Source organism: Spiribacter onubensis, assembly GCF_040838425.1.
In the GTDB taxonomy this organism is placed as follows: domain Bacteria; phylum Pseudomonadota; class Gammaproteobacteria; order Nitrococcales; family Nitrococcaceae; genus Spiribacter; species Spiribacter onubensis.
This window is the reverse complement of the sequence record NZ_JBAKFI010000001.1, coordinates 228,239-244,008: the sequence shown is the minus strand read 5'-3', so window position 1 is coordinate 244,008 and position 15,770 is coordinate 228,239. Positions and strand designations below refer to the sequence as shown.

At 67.3% G+C, this 15,770-nt stretch carries 15 protein-coding genes; 8 read left to right on the top strand and 7 right to left on the bottom strand.

Annotation, left to right across the window (positions count from 1 at the left end; all coding sequences use genetic code 11):
• Positions 1-8 precede the first annotated feature (8 nt).
• Together ppk2 and V6X63_RS01220 are read left to right on the top strand one after the other, a co-directional pair.
• Positions 9-1,232, top strand: coding sequence for a polyphosphate kinase 2 (gene ppk2 / locus V6X63_RS01225; RefSeq protein WP_367966781.1), 1,224 nt, complete (start codon positions 9-11; stop codon positions 1,230-1,232).
• Between the two features lie 33 nt (positions 1,233-1,265).
• The gene (locus V6X63_RS01220; RefSeq protein WP_367966780.1) at positions 1,266-2,573 is read left to right on the top strand and encodes an ATP-grasp domain-containing protein; all 1,308 of its coding nucleotides are present in this window, start codon (positions 1,266-1,268) and stop codon (positions 2,571-2,573) included.
• On the opposite strand, the gene V6X63_RS01215 is transcribed toward V6X63_RS01220, so the two are convergent.
• Together V6X63_RS01215 and V6X63_RS01210 are read right to left on the bottom strand one after the other, a co-directional pair.
• Positions 2,552-3,784, bottom strand: coding sequence for an FAD-binding domain-containing protein (locus tag V6X63_RS01215; RefSeq protein ID WP_367966779.1), 1,233 nt, complete (start codon positions 3,782-3,784; stop codon positions 2,552-2,554). The genes V6X63_RS01220 and V6X63_RS01215 overlap by 22 nt on opposite strands.
• Positions 3,775-4,338, bottom strand: coding sequence for a methylated-DNA--[protein]-cysteine S-methyltransferase (locus V6X63_RS01210; RefSeq protein ID WP_367966777.1), 564 nt, complete (start codon positions 4,336-4,338; stop codon positions 3,775-3,777). The genes V6X63_RS01215 and V6X63_RS01210 overlap by 10 nt, the downstream gene beginning before the upstream one ends.
• A 13-nt stretch (positions 4,339-4,351) precedes the next feature.
• Here V6X63_RS01210 and V6X63_RS01205 point away from each other — a divergent pair, with 13 nt between their 5' ends.
• Complete coding sequence (locus V6X63_RS01205) at positions 4,352-5,605, top strand: M20/M25/M40 family metallo-hydrolase (protein WP_367977936.1); 1,254 nt, start codon at positions 4,352-4,354, stop codon at positions 5,603-5,605.
• Positions 5,606-5,638: 33 nt separating this feature from the next.
• On the opposite strand, the gene V6X63_RS01200 is transcribed toward V6X63_RS01205, so the two are convergent.
• The gene (locus V6X63_RS01200; RefSeq protein ID WP_367977935.1) at positions 5,639-6,247 is read right to left on the bottom strand and encodes an NYN domain-containing protein; all 609 of its coding nucleotides are present in this window, start codon (positions 6,245-6,247) and stop codon (positions 5,639-5,641) included.
• A 41-nt stretch (positions 6,248-6,288) separates the two neighbouring features.
• Between V6X63_RS01200 and V6X63_RS01195 the strand changes: the two genes are divergently transcribed.
• Genes V6X63_RS01195 through V6X63_RS01185 form a run of 3 tightly spaced genes read left to right on the top strand, consistent with a single transcriptional unit; the run spans position 6,289 to position 8,509 of the window.
• Entirely contained in the window at positions 6,289-7,557 is a 1,269-nt protein-coding gene (locus V6X63_RS01195; protein ID WP_367966774.1) for an MgtC/SapB family protein, read from the top strand.
• Positions 7,554-8,315 (top strand): FkbM family methyltransferase, encoded by a 762-nt coding sequence (locus V6X63_RS01190; RefSeq protein ID WP_367977934.1) that lies wholly within the window; start codon positions 7,554-7,556, stop codon positions 8,313-8,315. Before V6X63_RS01195 ends, V6X63_RS01190 begins: the two co-directional genes overlap by 4 nt.
• Positions 8,309-8,509 carry a hypothetical protein gene (locus tag V6X63_RS01185; protein WP_367977933.1) on the top strand — a complete coding sequence of 67 codons (201 nt, stop codon included), beginning with the start codon at positions 8,309-8,311 and terminating at the stop codon, positions 8,507-8,509. Before V6X63_RS01190 ends, V6X63_RS01185 begins: the two co-directional genes overlap by 7 nt.
• Positions 8,510-8,532: 23 nt before the next feature.
• Here the strand turns inward: V6X63_RS01185 and V6X63_RS01180 are convergent, their stop codons facing one another.
• Together V6X63_RS01180 and V6X63_RS01175 are read right to left on the bottom strand one after the other, a co-directional pair.
• The gene (locus V6X63_RS01180; protein WP_367977932.1) at positions 8,533-8,931 is read right to left on the bottom strand and encodes a helix-hairpin-helix domain-containing protein; all 399 of its coding nucleotides are present in this window, start codon (positions 8,929-8,931) and stop codon (positions 8,533-8,535) included.
• A 4-nt stretch (positions 8,932-8,935) separates the two neighbouring features.
• Positions 8,936-10,132 carry a lytic murein transglycosylase gene (locus V6X63_RS01175; protein WP_367977931.1) on the bottom strand — a complete coding sequence of 399 codons (1,197 nt, stop codon included), beginning with the start codon at positions 10,130-10,132 and terminating at the stop codon, positions 8,936-8,938.
• A gap of 79 nt (positions 10,133-10,211) precedes the next feature.
• Here V6X63_RS01175 and V6X63_RS01170 point away from each other — a divergent pair, with 79 nt between their 5' ends.
• Together V6X63_RS01170 and V6X63_RS01165 are read left to right on the top strand one after the other, a co-directional pair.
• On the top strand, positions 10,212-10,673 hold the full coding sequence (locus tag V6X63_RS01170) for an FxsA family protein (RefSeq protein ID WP_367966769.1): 462 nt from the start codon (positions 10,212-10,214) through the stop codon (positions 10,671-10,673).
• A 15-nt stretch (positions 10,674-10,688) separates the two neighbouring features.
• Complete coding sequence (locus V6X63_RS01165; RefSeq protein WP_367967837.1) at positions 10,689-11,624, top strand: AEC family transporter; 936 nt, start codon at positions 10,689-10,691, stop codon at positions 11,622-11,624.
• Here V6X63_RS01165 and V6X63_RS01160 read toward each other — a convergent pair.
• Positions 11,573-14,698, bottom strand: coding sequence for an efflux RND transporter permease subunit (locus V6X63_RS01160; RefSeq protein WP_367977930.1), 3,126 nt, complete (start codon positions 14,696-14,698; stop codon positions 11,573-11,575). The genes V6X63_RS01165 and V6X63_RS01160 overlap by 52 nt on opposite strands.
• The gene (locus V6X63_RS01155; RefSeq protein ID WP_367977929.1) at positions 14,695-15,762 is read right to left on the bottom strand and encodes an efflux RND transporter periplasmic adaptor subunit; all 1,068 of its coding nucleotides are present in this window, start codon (positions 15,760-15,762) and stop codon (positions 14,695-14,697) included. Before V6X63_RS01155 ends, V6X63_RS01160 begins: the two co-directional genes overlap by 4 nt.
• Positions 15,763-15,770 lie beyond the last annotated feature (8 nt).

Below are 15,770 nucleotides of genomic sequence, written 5' to 3'. Positions count from 1 at the left end.
GAAGCGATATGGCGAGCAAGGGGAGTGAGCGCAGCCGCGACGACATCAGCACGGGCGATGTGCCGCCGGATCTGACTGAAGCGGGAATCCGCGAGTACGAGGCCCGTCGCGCCGGCGAGGGGGCCATGAAGACCACCGAATACGCGCTGCGGGATATCGCCTCGAATGCCGCCGATACCGCCCGCGAGGCGCGCAGTGGCAAGGGCCGGCGGGCCCGCGAGGCCAAACAGTCGCTCTCCCGGCTTGCCGAGGATATCTCGGCCATCGTCGAGGAGGCCTCGCCGGATGATCTGGTCATGCTGCGCAGGGCGCTCATGCAGGAGGAAGTCGCGCGCAAGACCGGCAGCCGCATGTCCGATGAGGAACTCTCCGAGAACTGGCGCGAGGGCGGATATCCCTACAAGTACCGCCTCAAGCGCAAGACCTATGAGAAGCAGAAGTACGATCTGCAGCGCGAGCTGCTCAAGCTCCAGCGCTGGGTCAAGGAGACCGGCAGCCGCGTGGTCATCCTCTTCGAGGGCCGCGATGCCGCCGGCAAGGGCGGCACCATCAAGCGCTTTATGGAACACCTCAACCCACGCGGTGCCCGGGTGGTCGCGCTGGATAAACCCACCGAGATCGAGAAGGGCCAGTGGTATTTCCAGCGCTACGTCCAGCACCTGCCCACGGCCGGCGAGATCGTGCTGTTCGACCGCTCCTGGTACAACCGCGCCGGCGTCGAGCGGGTCATGGGCTTCTGTGACGACCACGAGTACGCCGAGTTCATCCGCCAGGCCCCGGAGTTCGAGCGCAACCTGGTCCGCTCCGGCATCACGCTGATCAAGTTCTGGTTCTCGGTCAGCCGGGATGAGCAGCGCCGGCGCTTCAAGGCCCGCGAGGCGCATCCGCTCAAGCAGTGGAAGCTGAGCCCCATCGACATGCAGTCGCTGGACAAGTGGGAGGACTACACGACGGCCAAGGAGCAGATGTTCTTCTACACCGACACCTCCGAGGCGCCGTGGATTGTCATCAAGTCGGACTGCAAGAAGCGGGCGCGGCTGAACGCCATGCGTTACGTCCTGCATCATCTGCCCTACAACGGCAAGGACATTCCGCGCATCGGCAATGTCGATCCGCTGATCGTCGGACGGGCGAACGTCCTTAATGATGGCGACGAGGAACTTCCGATCGCGCATGCTGACGGAACGGTTGCAGGGGTGCCGACGCTCTCGGCACTGAAGCGATCCGGTTAGCAGACGGCCCGGAGGAAACGGGCCGGGGAGGCGATGTTGGATGGAACCCGCAATGTCTTCATTTACGGGCTGGATGACTTCCACCGCGAGCAGCTCGCCACGATCGAGGCGGCCGACCGGCTGAGTTTCCACCAGCTCCTCGCGCATGACGAGGCGATCCATCCGGAGACGTTTCCGGTGGATCGCATGCTCGAGAAGAGCGAACGCATACTCGATGAATTCGCCGGCTCCGTGGATGCGGTCTGCACTTACTGGGACTTCCCCACCAGCACGATGGTACCCATCCTTCGCGAGCGTCGGGCGTTGCCCGGGGCGGGACTGGTGCCGGTGCTCAAGCTCGAGCACAAGTACTGGGCGCGGCTCGAGCAGCAGGCGGCGGTTCCCGATCTCACGCCACCCTTTGACTGGGTGGATCCGTTCGCCGATGATCCGGCCGAGCACCTGAGCCTGGATTTCCCCTTCTGGCTCAAGCCCATCAAGGCCCATTCATCGTATCTGGGGTTCCGCATCCACAATCATGCCGAATTCCGTGATGCCATCCGGCAGATCCGCGAGGGAATCCACCAGTTCGGCGACCCCTTCGACGCCATCCTCGAGAAGGCGGACCTGCCGGAGGAGGTCGCTCCGGTGGGTGGCTATCACTGCATTGCCGAGGGCATCATCAGCGCCGGCCAGCAGTGCACGCTGGAGGGCTATGTCCGCGCCGGTGAGGTCACCGTCTATGGCGTGGTGGACTCCATCCGCGAGGGTCGCCACCGCTCGAGTTTCAATCGCTATCAGTACCCATCCCGGCTTCCGCGCCGGGTCCAGCAGCGCATGATCGATGCAGCGACCCGCGTGATGGCGCAGACCGGCTACGATGATGCCCCGTTCAACATGGAATTCTTCTGGCATCGCGGCAACGACGCCCTGGCGCTGCTGGAGGTGAACGCGCGCTGCTCGAAGTCACACTCGCCGATCTTCAACATGGTCGACGGCGCCTCGCACTTCCAGGTCATGGTCAACCTGGGGCTCGGCGAGGCGCCCGCATTCCCGCATCGCCAGGGCGACTACCGCATGGCCGCGAAATTCATGCTCCGGGTGTTCCAGCCTGGCCGGATCACCCGTGTCCCTTCAGCAGCGGATCTCGAGCGTCTGCAGACCCGTTTCCCCGAGTCCTGTGTCCGGGTGCTGGTCGAGTCCGGTCAGGACCTCTCGACGCTGCGCTTCCAGGACAGCTACAGCTACGAACTCGCCGAGGTCTTTCTCGGCGGGCATGACCAGGCCGATCTGCTGGCCCGTTCCCGCGAGGCGCAGGAGATCCTGGGTTTTCAGGTCGATCACGACGCGCGCGTCGCCTGACGCTCGACGATCAACGGCCGGGCGGCCTTCCAGAAGCGGAAGAAGCCGTGGGTGGCCGCGGGCCAGTGCAGCCGATCCCAGTCCCGCAGGACCGGCTGACGGCGGATGCCGGCGGCTTCGAGGACGGGATCCAGCATGGCCATGGCGTCCGCCGTGGGGCCCGTGGGGATCCACGGTGTGAGCACCTGCTCGACGCCGGCGGCGAGTGCGGCGTCGCGCACCGCCTCGGCGTCGGCTGGGTGGGTCAGTTCCAGCGGGCCTTCCTGCCGCGCGCCGGGGTTGCGGGCGAGGGCGTCTTCCAGGCCCGACCGGGCGAAGCGCCGGACGCGATCGGACACCGATCCCTGGCTGCGCCAGTCCGTGGTCTGCACGGCCATCACCAGCGGCCAGTCCGGGTCGCCGAGCAGCGTCTCCGGTAACAGGTCTTCTTCGGTGATCAGCAGGCCGGAGGTGGGCGTCAACCGCCAGTCCGCGGCGGTCGGCGACGGTCCCACCGGCGGGCGCTCGATGCCCTCGGGTGGCGAGACCTGGGTGTTGAGCTGATAGCCCGGGTTGAAGCGGCCGTTGGTGTACTTGTTGATGTTGGAGGACCGGGCGATGTAGGCCTTGCCCGGCGTGTGCAGTCCGGCGACCCAGCGCCAGGAGAGGGTATTGGAGGCGGGATCCCCGTCGAGCAGATGGCGCAGGAAGAAATCCGCGCCCAGCGCCCAGGGCAGCTCGAGGGTGAAGACCCAGATGCTCGCGAACCACATGCGGGCATGGTTGTGCAGATAACCGGTCTCGCGCAGCTCCTGCACCCAGGCGTCGAAGGCCTCAATACCCGTCTCCCCGCCAAGGGCCTGCTCGATGTCCGCGGCCAGGCGGCGGTCTTTCGCCTGCTGCTGCCGCGCCTCTTCGCAGGCCACATGATAGTCATGCCAGTGCATCGGGCGACGCTCGAGGAAGCCTTTCCAGTAGGTCCGCCAGCAGACCTCCTGGATGAACTTCTCCGCACCGTCCAGTCCATGATGGTCGATGGCGTGGTCAATCACCGTCTCCTCGAGCAGCAGCCGATGCCGCAGCCAGGGCGATAGACCCGAGACGCGGTTGTCCCCCGCCGGGCCGAAGTCGTGGTTGCGCCAGCGGGCGTAGTCGCCCCCGGCGTTTGGCAGAAATGCCGTCAGCCGGTCCAGGCCGGCCGTATGGGTCGCCTCAGGCGGGTCTAGAAACATCGCGGGTGGCTCCCTTGGTCGGTTTCCCAGTGGATCAGTCGATGTTTGCGCGATGCCCCGCCCAGATAGCCGCCATAGCCGCCGTCGCGTCGGATGACCCGATGACAGGGCAGCAGCACCGGTAGTGGGTTGGCCGCCACGGCACTGGCGACGGCGCGCACCGCCCGGGGCCGTCCGACGGCCTCGGCGAGGGCACTGTAACTGACGCACTCGCCCGGTGCGATACGGGCAAGGGATCGCCAGACCGCAAGCTGGAAGTCAGTGCCCGTGAGCGAGAGTCGCAATGTGGGATGCAGGCCCCAGGGGGCGGGCAGGGGATCGGGGGGTGCAGCCGGCCCGTCCGTCGGGCAGGGGCCCTGGAAGCGCGCCGCGACCAGCATGCCGGCGTCGCCGACCAGCAGCAGCGTGCCCCAGGGGCCGTGCCACAGCGCGCGATTCGGTACCGACGGTCGGACCGTGGCGCCGATGATCTTCAGCGTTTGATGGATGACGGGCTGCTCCCGGTGACGGCTCCACGTTATCCTATCGGTGGATCGACCTGCATTAAACGACAACAGGGAGCCTGATATGGCCGATAACGCCAAGCCCTGGACTGCATCCATGCCGGATACCCAGTTCCAGCTCATGCACGACATCCTGGCTGCGCCCAGCCCCATCGGTCTGGAAGCGGCGATGACCGAGGGGGTGCTCAAGCCCTATTTCGAGGGGTTCGCTCCCGAGGGCTGGGCCGTGCGGAACTTCAAGGGGCATGCCGGTGTGGTCCTGGACACCCATCCCGGGCGTGACGACCTGTTCACGGTGATGGTGATCGGCCACGCCGACAAGATCCGCATGCAGGTGCGCAGCATCGGCGAGGACGGCAAGGTCTGGATCAACAGCGACTCCTTCCTGCCCACCACGCTGCTCGGTCACGAGGTGAGCATCTTCAGCGAGGATCCGGAGGCGCCGGGTGAGTACCGTCGTCTTGACGGTGGCACCGTCGAGGCCCTGGGGGCGATCCATTTCGCGGACCCCAAGCTGCGCGCCGGTGAAAAGGGCGTGCGCAAGGAGCAGCTCTATGTCGAGCTGCAGATCCATGGCAAGGACAAGAAAAAGCAGATCGAGGCACTGGGTATCCGGCCGGGGGACAGCATCCTCATGAACCGGCCGATCCGCCGCGGCTTCGGGCCCGACACCTTCTACGGCGCCTATCTCGACAACGGCCTGGGCTGCTTTGTTGCCGCGGAGTCGGCGCGCCTGGTCGCCGAGTCGGGGGGAGCACAGAACATCCGCATGCTCTTCGCCGCGGCGACCTATGAAGAGATCGGCCGCTTCGGCAGCCGTGTGCTGGTCGGGGAGATGCGCCCGGACGCCATCATCGGTGTCGACGTCAATCACGACTACGTGGCCGCGCCCGGTATCGGCGACCGGCGGATGGCCCCCGTCGAGATGGGCAAGGGCTTCACCATGAGCGTCGGCGCCATCGTGAGCGAGCAGCTCAACCGCCGCATCGAGCAGGTGGCCCGGGACAACGACATCCCCATGCAGCGCGACGTGGTCGGTGCGGACACCGGCACGGACGGCATGGCGGGCGTGCTCGGCAATGTCGACTGTGCGGCGACCTCGGTGGGCATGCCCATCCGCAACATGCACACCATCTCCGAGAGCGCCTGCACCCGGGATGTGCTGGCCTGTACGTATGCGGTGGCCGAAACCCTCAAGGCCATGGATGCCGAAGAAAAGCAGACCGGGGTACTCGCGGAGGCGTTCCGCAGCCAGCATCCGCGTCTCGATCAGGCCCGGTCACTGGGTCATCAGGGCGCGGGCAGCGCCGGGGACTGAAATCGGCGCATGCGGGGCGGGTCGCCGGTACGCTCAGCCGGTCGGTGACCCGTTCTCCTCGCCGGTCAGCGCCGGCAGATGGTCATCCAGCCACAGGACGCGGTCCGAACGGGCCTGCAGATCGGTGGCCACGCCGGAGCTGAACACGGCGAGCTCGATCCGCTTGCCGTACTCCGAGAGATGTTCAATGGCGTCCAGCAGGTCGCCATCGCCCGAAGAGAGCACCAGGCCGTCATAGCGGTCGCGGTGTATCAGGGCCAGAGACGCCAGGCCGACATCCACACCCATCTGGCGCTGATTGAAAAGCCGATGGCTGCCGTTGCCATGGGGGCAGTGCAGGTCCACCTTTGCGCCGCAGTCGCCGCACCAGGCGCCGCGGACCCGTTCGCTTTTCAGCCCGTACAGCTTGACGATGAGATTGGGGCCGTGCGGGACGGCAGTCTGCAGCCAGTTGTGGAACCGGTCCCGGCCGTCATTCGGCTCGTCCTGGGCGGAATTGAGGAAATAGCCCCGCCAGAGCGGCCCGAGTTCGCGCTCGATCAGCTGACGCAGGCGCAGGTAGTCGATACGACGCTGACTGCCCAGCAGCGCGAGATTGTTCGCATGGATGTAACTTGCATCGATCAGCCAGAGTCTACGCATGAAGGCCGTCCACCAGAGGAGCAAGCCGCTAGGGTAACGCAATGGTGAACACCGAGCATTTAATCGGACTCGGGATCTCGCTCATGGTGGGCGCTGTCATCGGTCTGGAGCGCGGCTGGCGCCTGCGGGGCGCCGGTGAAGGCGAGCGGATCGCCGGTATCCGCACGTTCATGCTGATCGCGCTGGCCGGCGGGGTGGCGGGGCTGGTCGGGGATCGCCTCGGTTATGGCATCGTGCCGGTTGCCCTGGCCGGCGTGATCGGGCTGATCATCCTCGGTTATCGGCGGATGGTCCGCGTCAGCGGTGATTACGGCATCACCACCGAGGTGGCGGCCATCCTGGCTTTTCTGCTGGGGGTGCTGGCCAGTCTTGAAGAACCGCTGCTGGCGATGGCGGGCGGTGTGGTCACTGCCGTGCTCCTTGGCTTCAAGCCCCGGCTCCACGCATTGCTGCGCAGTATCGATGGCCCCGAGCTGCGCGCCATCCTCCAGCTCGCACTCATCAGTGCGGTCATCCTGCCTTTCCTACCGCAGAAGGGGTACGGGCCCTGGGATACGCTCAATCCTCATACCCTCTGGCTGATGGTGGTGCTGATCAGTGCCATCGGGTTCGTCGGGCATTTCGCTGTCAGGATCACGGGTGCACGGCGGGGCATCCTGCTCACTGGTTTCTTTGCCGGCCTTGCCTCATCCACCGCCCTCACGCTGACCCTGTCGCGTGCCGCCCGTGGGCAGCACAGCTATCAGCCGTTGTTCGCCGCCGCGGTGGTCATGGCGAGCACCACCATGTTCCCGCGTATCCTCGTGCTGGTGGGCGCCGTCCGACCGGAGATGCTACCGAGCCTGTATGGGCCGGTGGCGCTGATCACCGCGGTGGGCGGGCTGGCCACGCTGGGGCTTGCCCTGAACGCCCGGCGGGTGACGGGTGCGCCGAATCATCCGCCGATGCAGAAGCCCTTCGAGCTGACGACGGCGATCCGGTTCGCGATGCTGCTGGCGGTAGTCATGGTGGCGGCCGAAGGCCTGCGTCGCTACGCCGGTGATGCCGGCGTCTATGCGCTCTCGCTGGTCTCGGGGCTGACCGATGTCGATGCCATTACACTGTCCCTGTCCCGGATGGCGGCCGATGGCATGCAGGCAGACGTGGCGCAGCGTGGCATTATCATCGCAGCCATGGCCAATACCACGGTTAAACTTGGTCTTGCCGCCGGTGTCGGTCGCGGCCGCATGGCGGTGCTGGTCGGCGCCGGGCTCGGTGCGGTCATCGTCGCCGGCGCGGCCTGGGTGGGGGTGACGACGTTCTGGCAATGAATGCGCGACAGATGACGGGCCTGGCCCGCTCCTTACTGATCTACGGCGCGCCCTGGCGTCAGCCTGGCCTGAGACGGTTCTACCGACCCTTTGTGGAACCCGGTGCGCCGGTGTTCGACATCGGGGCCCATCTGGGTGACCGAAGCCTCGCGTTTGCGGCCCTGGGCGGGCAGGTGATCGCCATGGAGCCACAGCCCGGGCTGCGGCGTCTGCTTGCCTGGCGGCTGCGCCGCTATCCCGCGGCGCGGGTCCTCGCCCAGGCAGTGGGGGAGTCCCGGGGAACGGCGCGTCTGGCGATGAGCGACCGGCATCCCACGCTGGCCACGCTCAATCGGCAGTGGCGACAGGAAATCGGCCGCACCAACGCCGGGTTTGCCGGCGTGCAATGGGAACGTGAGGTGGAGGTCGAAGTCATGACGCTGGATGATCTCATTGACCGCTTCGGTGTCCCGGCCTTCTGCAAGATCGATGTCGAAGGGGCGGAGGAGGGCGTGCTCGCCGGCCTGTCCGCGCCGCTGCCGGCGCTGTCGTTCGAGTACGTGAGCGGGAGCGAGGCGCGTGCCCTGGCCTGTCTTGAGCGCCTCAGGGGACTGGCCGATTACCGATTCAACGCCACCATCGGCGAACGGCGCCGGATGGTCTCGACGACCTGGCAGTCGCCGGAATGGATGCAAGAGTGGCTGCTTGGCAACGCCGCCAGAGCCGGCTCCGGCGACGTTTACGCCCTTCAGCTCAGCGGAGAGTCCGGAAAATGCTGAAACAGATCCTGCTCACCGCCGTGGTGGCGCTGATCGCTTTCCTCGTGATCCAGTCCCGCCGACGCGCCGCGTCCCGACCGGTGGAGACCCCGCCCGGCCGACGCCGTTTCTCACCTCAGGCCATCGCCGGCTGGGTGCTGCTTGGTGTCATGCTGACGGCGGCGGTGGCCACTGCCCTGCTCCAGGGCGCGTAAGCCACCTGCCTTCCGGGGGGGCGTTATCCCCGGGCCGCCTCTATCCAGCGTTCGACCTGGGCACGGGAGATCACCGCGCGATCGGCCTTGAGTGCGTCGGTGAGCGTCTCCGCGTCGGCCGCCGCGAGATCCGCGCCTGTGGCGATCCCCTGCGAGGCGAGGCGCTTCTGCATGGCCGGTCCGATTCCCTTGATTCCCTTGAGATCACCACTGGCCTCGCCGGCCGATGTCGGCGGTGGTGCCGGTTCGCTCGGCTCGACGGCGGGCTCTGGTGCCGGGGCTGGTTCCGGGGTTTCCGTCTCCCCCGCCGGCTCATGTCGTGGCTTCGGCGTCCTGTCACTGGTCGGCTGCTGATCATCGCGCTGGCCGGGGACCCACCAGAACGCCAGTTCCATCCAGCGCCGCATCAGATCGTTCCACATCGTTTCATCTCCCTGACTGGTTGATGCCAAGTTCCTCGAGGGTGTCGGTGTCCGGGTGACCATCGTCCACGAGCCCCGCGTCGGCCTGGAAGGCGCGCAGTGCCCGCCGCGTGTTCGTGCCGATACGGCCGTCCACCGCGCCGGCGTCGAATCCACGCCGGTTCAGCGCCTCCTGTAGGGCGCTGACCGTTTCGATGCGCAGGGGTTCTTCCACCGGGGGCGGATTACTGAGGGGCGGGGCACCGATGAGTCGGTCGGCCAGTAGACCAACGGAGAGCGCATAGAACCTGGACGGGTTCCAGCGCATGATGACGTCGAAATTGTTGTAGACCAGAAAGGCCGGCCCATCCGCACCGGCGGGGATGAGCAGGCGCGCGGCCAGATCAGCGACCGGAAGCGGACCGCCATCCGCCGTCCGCAGTCCGGCATCCCGCCACGCCCGCAGCGACTGCTTGCGCTCGGCGAGCGCATAGTCGAAGCCGTCGGGAAGCTGGACTTCACGGCCCCATCGCTCACCCGGTTCCCAACCCCGGGCGCGGAGGAAGGCGGCGGCCGAGACGGCGGCATCGGGCAGGCTGTCCCATAGGTCCTTCCGGCCATCGCCATCGGCATCAACGGCATGGTCGCGATAGACGCTGGGCAGGAACTGGAAGTTGCCCAGCGCGCCGGCCCATGAGCCCCGGAGCTGTTCGGGCTCGAGGGTGCGCTCATCCACGAGGTGCAGCGCCGCGAGCAGCTGTTCGCGGAAGAATTCGCCGCGACGGCGGTCGCAGGCGAGGGTGGCCAGAGACTGGACGGTCGGCATCCGGCCGGTGTAACTGCCGAAATTGGTCTCAAGCCCCCAGAATGCGATCAGGTAACGGCCGGGGACGCCATAGTCCCGGCGAATGCCCTGCAGGAGTTCGGCATGTTCATCGAGCAGCGCACGCCCCCGGTCGATGCGTGCGTCGTTGACCCGCGCCGTCAGGTAATCGTTGAGCGTGGCGGTGAACTCCGGCTGACGGCGGTCGAGTTCGATGACACGCTCACTCGGCGCGAGATCAGCAAGCAGCTGATCGGCGGTGGCGGCTTCGATGCCGCGACTGATGGCCTCGCTGCGGATCTCGCCAATGCACTCACCGAATCCGGCAGCGGCCGATGCGGGGAAGAGGCCCGCGAGGAACAGGCAGGCGACGATCTGCCGGGCTTTGCATGCGGTCATCGGCCGACTCCTCCGATCCGCCGTGGCGACTGAATCGATGTTACCCTCCTCAGTCCGTGAATCCCAGCGTGGAGTGACCGTGCCTCTTGTCCTTGTCCTTTTCGTCACGATCCCCCTGGCGGAGCTGTTCCTGCTCATCGAGGTCGGCGGGATCATTGGCGCATTGCCTACCATCGGCATCTGTCTTCTTACCGCCCTGATCGGCACGGCCCTGCTGCGTCAGCAGGGGCTGCAGACACTGGCCCGTGCGCGCCAGAATCTTGACCGTGGCGCGCTCCCGGCGGTGGAACTGCTCGAGGGCGTGGCACTCATCCTGGGCGGGGCGATGTTGCTCACGCCCGGGCTGATCACCGATTTCCTCGGCTTTCTCTGTCTGATCCCGGTGACCCGCCACTGGCTCGTGCGGCTCGCGCTGGCCCGGATGGCCGTGCGCTTCGGGCCGGCCGGGCCCGGCCCGGGCACCGGACCGGGCGGTCAGGACGAGCGGACGCATCATGTGATCGAGGGCGAATACGAGCGCCGCGATGACGACCGACGCTAGGGCGGGGAGGTCACTCTGCTCGCTGTTCTGCAGATCCTCGCGCCGGTCGTCCTGGTCATCCTGCTGGGCTGGCTGCTGGCCCGAACCGGCTTCATCTCGTCGCCCGCAGTCGGTGAACTCAACCGGCTGACATACTGGATAGGCCTTCCCGCCCTGCTCATCGACCGGATCGGCGGAGCCACGCCGGCATTTGCCAGTGTTGGCGGGATCCTCGCGGTGATGATGGGAACAACGGCCATCCTGATTGCGGTCGCGGCGATGGCCGGAATGGTCGGCCGCCTGCCGGCCCGCTCCCGGGTGACCTTTGTCCACGGCACGTTCCGCGGCAACCTCGCCTTCGTCGGTCTGCCCGTGGTGATCTATTCAGTCGCCGGTACCGAGTCCGCCGGCAGCGTCGAATCCGCCGCGCTCATTGCCTTCGTCCCCCTGGTCATCCTCTACAACGTCATGGCCGTGGTGCTCCTGCAGCTGCCCGGCCAGTCGCATCCCCTGACGGCGATCAAGCGCGTCCTGCGGGGTCTGGCGAGCAACCCGATCCTGATCGCTTCGCTGATGGGGATCTTTATCGCCCTCGTCGGCTGGGAATTCCCGGTCTTTCTCGACCGGACACTCTCGGCGGTCGGTCAGATGGCGCTACCACTGGCGTTGATCGGCATCGGCGCGGGCCTGCACGCCACCCGACTGCGCGGTCAGCGCCGCTGGGCGGTGACCGGGGCGCTGATGAAAACGGCACTGGCGCCGCTGGTGGGCTTCCTGCTTGCCCTCTGGATCGGTCTGGGGACGGAGGAGATGCGTCTTGCATTGATCTTCCTCGCCTGCCCGACGGCGGCGGCCTCCTATGTGCTGGTCCAGCAGATGGACGGGGACAGCGCACTCGCCGCCGGCACGATCGTGCTGAGTCACCTGTTCGCCTTGCCCGCCATGCTGGTGGTGCTGGCGCTCTCCGGCTGACTCAGTTGCCGTTCCAGTTCCGCCGTGGCCGCGGCCCGGGGTCGGCCGAAGCGGGCCAGCACCAGATAGAGCGCCGGGGTGAGATAGAGCGTGAAGACCGCGGCGATGCCCAGGCCGCCGAATACCACCCAGCCAATGGCGGCGCGGGACTCCGCACCGGCCCCACCGCCCAGGATCAACGGCAGGCCGCCGAGCACCGTGGCGATCATGGTCATCGCCACCGGCCGAAGCCGGATCCGGGCGCTGCCGAGGGCGGCGTCGCGCAGGGTCTTACCCTGATCACGCAACTGATTGGCGAACTCCACCAGCAGGATGCCGTTCTTTGCCATCAGGCCGATGAGCAGAATGAGTCCGATCTGGGAGTAGACATTGATGCTGGTCCCGCTCAACGTGAGGGCGAAGACCGCGGCGGCCAGTCCGAAGGGGACAGTCCCCATGACGACAAGCGCGCTCGTGATGCTCTCGAACTGAGCGGTGAGCACGAGCAGGACCACCAGCAGCGCCAGTGCGTAGGTAATGAAGACTTCGCGCCGGGTCTCCTCCAGCGTCTCCGCTTCACCCATGGTGATCATGCTCACCCCCGCCGGCAGTGTCTCGTCCGCCAGCGCCCGCAGATCCGCGATGGCCGTCTGGAGGGGGTAACCGTCGTCGATGGCGAGATCGATATTGATCGCCCGGCGCTGGGCCTCGCGATCGAGTTCCGCGGCGACGCCTTCCTCGCGCAGGGCCACGAGGCTCGACAGTGGCACCAGCGCGCCGCTGTCCGAGCGGATGCGCAGATTGCCGAGATCCCGCGGGTCGTCCACCAGTCCGCTCTGCGCCTCCACCCGCAGGGGCACGGCCTGGTCGGCGATATTCAGGTCAACGATCTCCAGACCGCTGATCATCGCCTCGAGGGTCTCGGCCAGCCCCGAGACCGGCACGCCCAGCGCCTCGGCCCGCTGGCGGTCGATGTCCACGCGCAGCTGTGGCTGTGTCGGCGCGTAGGAGATCCGGGCGCTGCCGAGCCCCGGTAACCGTTCCTCAATCCGGCGGCTGAACGCACGGGCGGCGCTGTAGATCTGCGCGTAGTCGTTGCCCAGCAGGGCAATCTCCAGCCCGCTGCCGACACCCCTCAGGCCCAGGCTGTTGGGGCTGCCAACCCGGATGTTGACACCGGGTATGTCCGCGAGGGCGGCGCGGACGTCGGCGGCGATGGCCTGTTGGCCGCGCTCGCGCTCGCCCCAGGGCGCGAGCGGCGCGACAATCAGGACCCGGTTGGGATCCCACCGCCCGGCGATAGTGAACAGACGGCTGATCTCGCCGCGCTCGACCAGGGGCTGGAGCCGGGCCTGCATGCGCCAGGCCTGATTCTGGCTGTACTTGACGCCGGCCCCGTCCGGCCCGTTGCCGACGACGAAGAGCAGGCCGCGATCCTCCTGCGGCAGGAGTTCCTGGTCGATCCGGGGGAACTGCGCGGCGGCGAGCCCCAGCACCAGCAGGGCCAGGCCGGTGGCGAGCAACGGGTGGGCGATGAGCTGGCCAAGGCTGCGCTGGTAGCCGTTGGCGATGATTTCACCGAGCCGGGACAGTCGCCGATTGATGGGGCCGCGCTCGACAGGGGTGTTCAGAATCCGGGCGGCCAGCGCCGGGACCAGGGACAGGGCGACGAACGAGGAAATCCCCACTGCCACGGCAAGGACTACGCCGAATTCCCGGAACAGCCGGCCGGCGGTGCTCGGTAGCAGCGAGATCGGCACGAACACCGAAATCAGTACGACAGTGGTGGCCACCACGGCGAAGAACACCTGGTGGGTGCCCAGCAGCGCCGCGGCGCTCGAGCCGAGCCCCATGCGCCGGCGTCTCTGGATGTTCTCGAGCACGACGATGGCATCGTCCACCACCAGTCCCGTGGCCAGCACCAGCGCGAGCAGGGTGAGCAGGTTGATGGAAAAACCCAGGGCCCAGATCACGGCCACCGTGCCAGTGAGCGCGAGCGGAATGGTGATCGCCGGGATGAGCGTTGCCCGGATCGAGCCGATGAAAAGCCAGATGGCCGCGATGACGATCAGGGTGGCGGCGGCCAGCGTGATGAGGACCTCGATGATCGCGCCGCGGATGAAAAGCGCGTCATCCGACGTCTTGACCAGCGAGACGTCGTCGAAGCGGTCGTTGAGTTCGGCCAGCACCCGGTCCACCGCGGTGCTGATCTCCAGGGTATTGGACTGCGCCTGGCGGATGATGCCCATGCCGAGGATCGGCCCGCCATTGAGCTGGACCTGGCTGCGGGCATCCGCCGGGGCCAGGATGACGTTGGCGACGTCACCCACGCGCAGCCCGGGTGCCAGCGTCAGGGCGGCGATGCGCTCCGGCGCGGCCAGCGCGGCATCCGCCCGTACCCGGAGCTCCAGTGCCGAACTGCGGAAGCTGCCGGCGGGGATGTCGAGATCAGCATCCTCCAGGCGCTCGACCACATCGCCGACATCCAGCCCATGCGCGGCGAGACGCAGCGGATCCACGGCGACGCGCAGCTGCTGTTGCCGGTCGCCGTAGATCCGGACATCGGCGACGCCGGGAATAGAGACAAGGGCGGGGACGATGTCGGTCTCGACCCGCCGGGTGAGCGCATCCAGACTGAGCTGGGGTGCACTCGCCGCCACGCGCACCACCGGGCTCGCGTCCTGATCGGCCTTGATGATGTTGACCTGCTCGACGCTATCGGGGAGCCCACGCGCGACGCGGCTGACCGCCTCGCGGACATCCGCGGCGGCCGCATCCAGATCGACGTCGGCGCTGAACTCCACCACGATCCGGGTGCTGCTCTCCTCGCTGGATGCGCTGATGGAGCGCACGCCCGAGACACGCGCCACGGCCCCCTCGAGCTCGCGAGTGACCTCGGCGTCCATGGTCTCCGGTGCCGCGCCGGGGTACTGGGCGGTGACGGTCACCCGCGGCCGGTCGACATCCGGCAGCTCCCGGACTTCGACACCGAGCAGCGCGGCGATCCCGGCGATGGCGATGAGGAGGTTGATCACCGCCACCAGCACCGGCCGCCGGATCCCGAGGGCCGGAAGTCCGCGGGGTGCGTCGCTCATCGCGGGTCCGCCGCGGATACGGCGTTCACGGGCGGATAGTTGTCCAGATCGGCGGCGTCGATGCGCCGCACCTCGAGGCCGGGCCGCATGCGCTGGGCGCCCTCGCTGACCACTTTGTCGCCGGGCTCGAGGGGTCCGTCCACCAGCACCCGATCGCCATCACGGGCGACCAGGTTGACGCCCGTCCGCTCGGCGCGTCCCTCCCGGATCAGCCAGACGTAGGCCCCATCATCGCCCCATTGCAGGGCCGTGGCTGGAATACCCGAATGCTGGGGGCCGGGCAAGGTGACCGCCACCCGAAATCGCATTCCCGGGCGCAGGCGATCGTCTGGATTGGGTGCCTCGGCTTCGAGTGCGAATGTCCCGGTATCCGTATTGATCCGGCTGTCGACCCGCCGGATCACGCCCGCCACCGGCTGACGGAGATTCGACCAGGGGCGCATTTCTACCTGATCGCCACGGCGGAGGTCACCGAAATACCGTTCGGCGAGGCGGAATCGAACGCGCAGGCTGCTTCGATCATCGATGGTGGTGACGGCGGTGTTCTCATCGACGCGCGCACCGGGCTCGATATCCGTCAGCCCCGTATGGCCATCGAAAGGCGCACGGAGCTCACGATCCGCCAGATCGATTCGGGCGCGTTCCAGGTCCAGACGGGCCAGCTCCGCTTCACGCCGTGCGGAATCGATGGTCGTTGGCGGTACGGCCCCGGAGCCGATGGTCCGTTCATAGCGATCGAGGAGTTTTCGGGCATCCGCCAGTTCAACCTGCGCACTGGCCACGGCGTTGCGCTCGCTCTCGGATTCCAGGGCCAGTAAAAGATCACCGGCCGAGACGTGTTCGTCCGCCTCGATGTTCACCGTCTCGACACGGCCGGCGGCATGGGTGAAGAGGGTGACGGAGCGTTCGGCGCGGGACTCGCCCACCGCTTCGACACGTTCCTCGATCGCCACCGACTCCACCGGCGTGAGCACAACCGGCGCCCCGTCCGGTTGGCCGGAGGCGTGAAGGGGGAGCAGGGCGGCCAGGGCCAGGAGGCCGGCGCGGGTATACCGGGTGATCATGCTCCCAG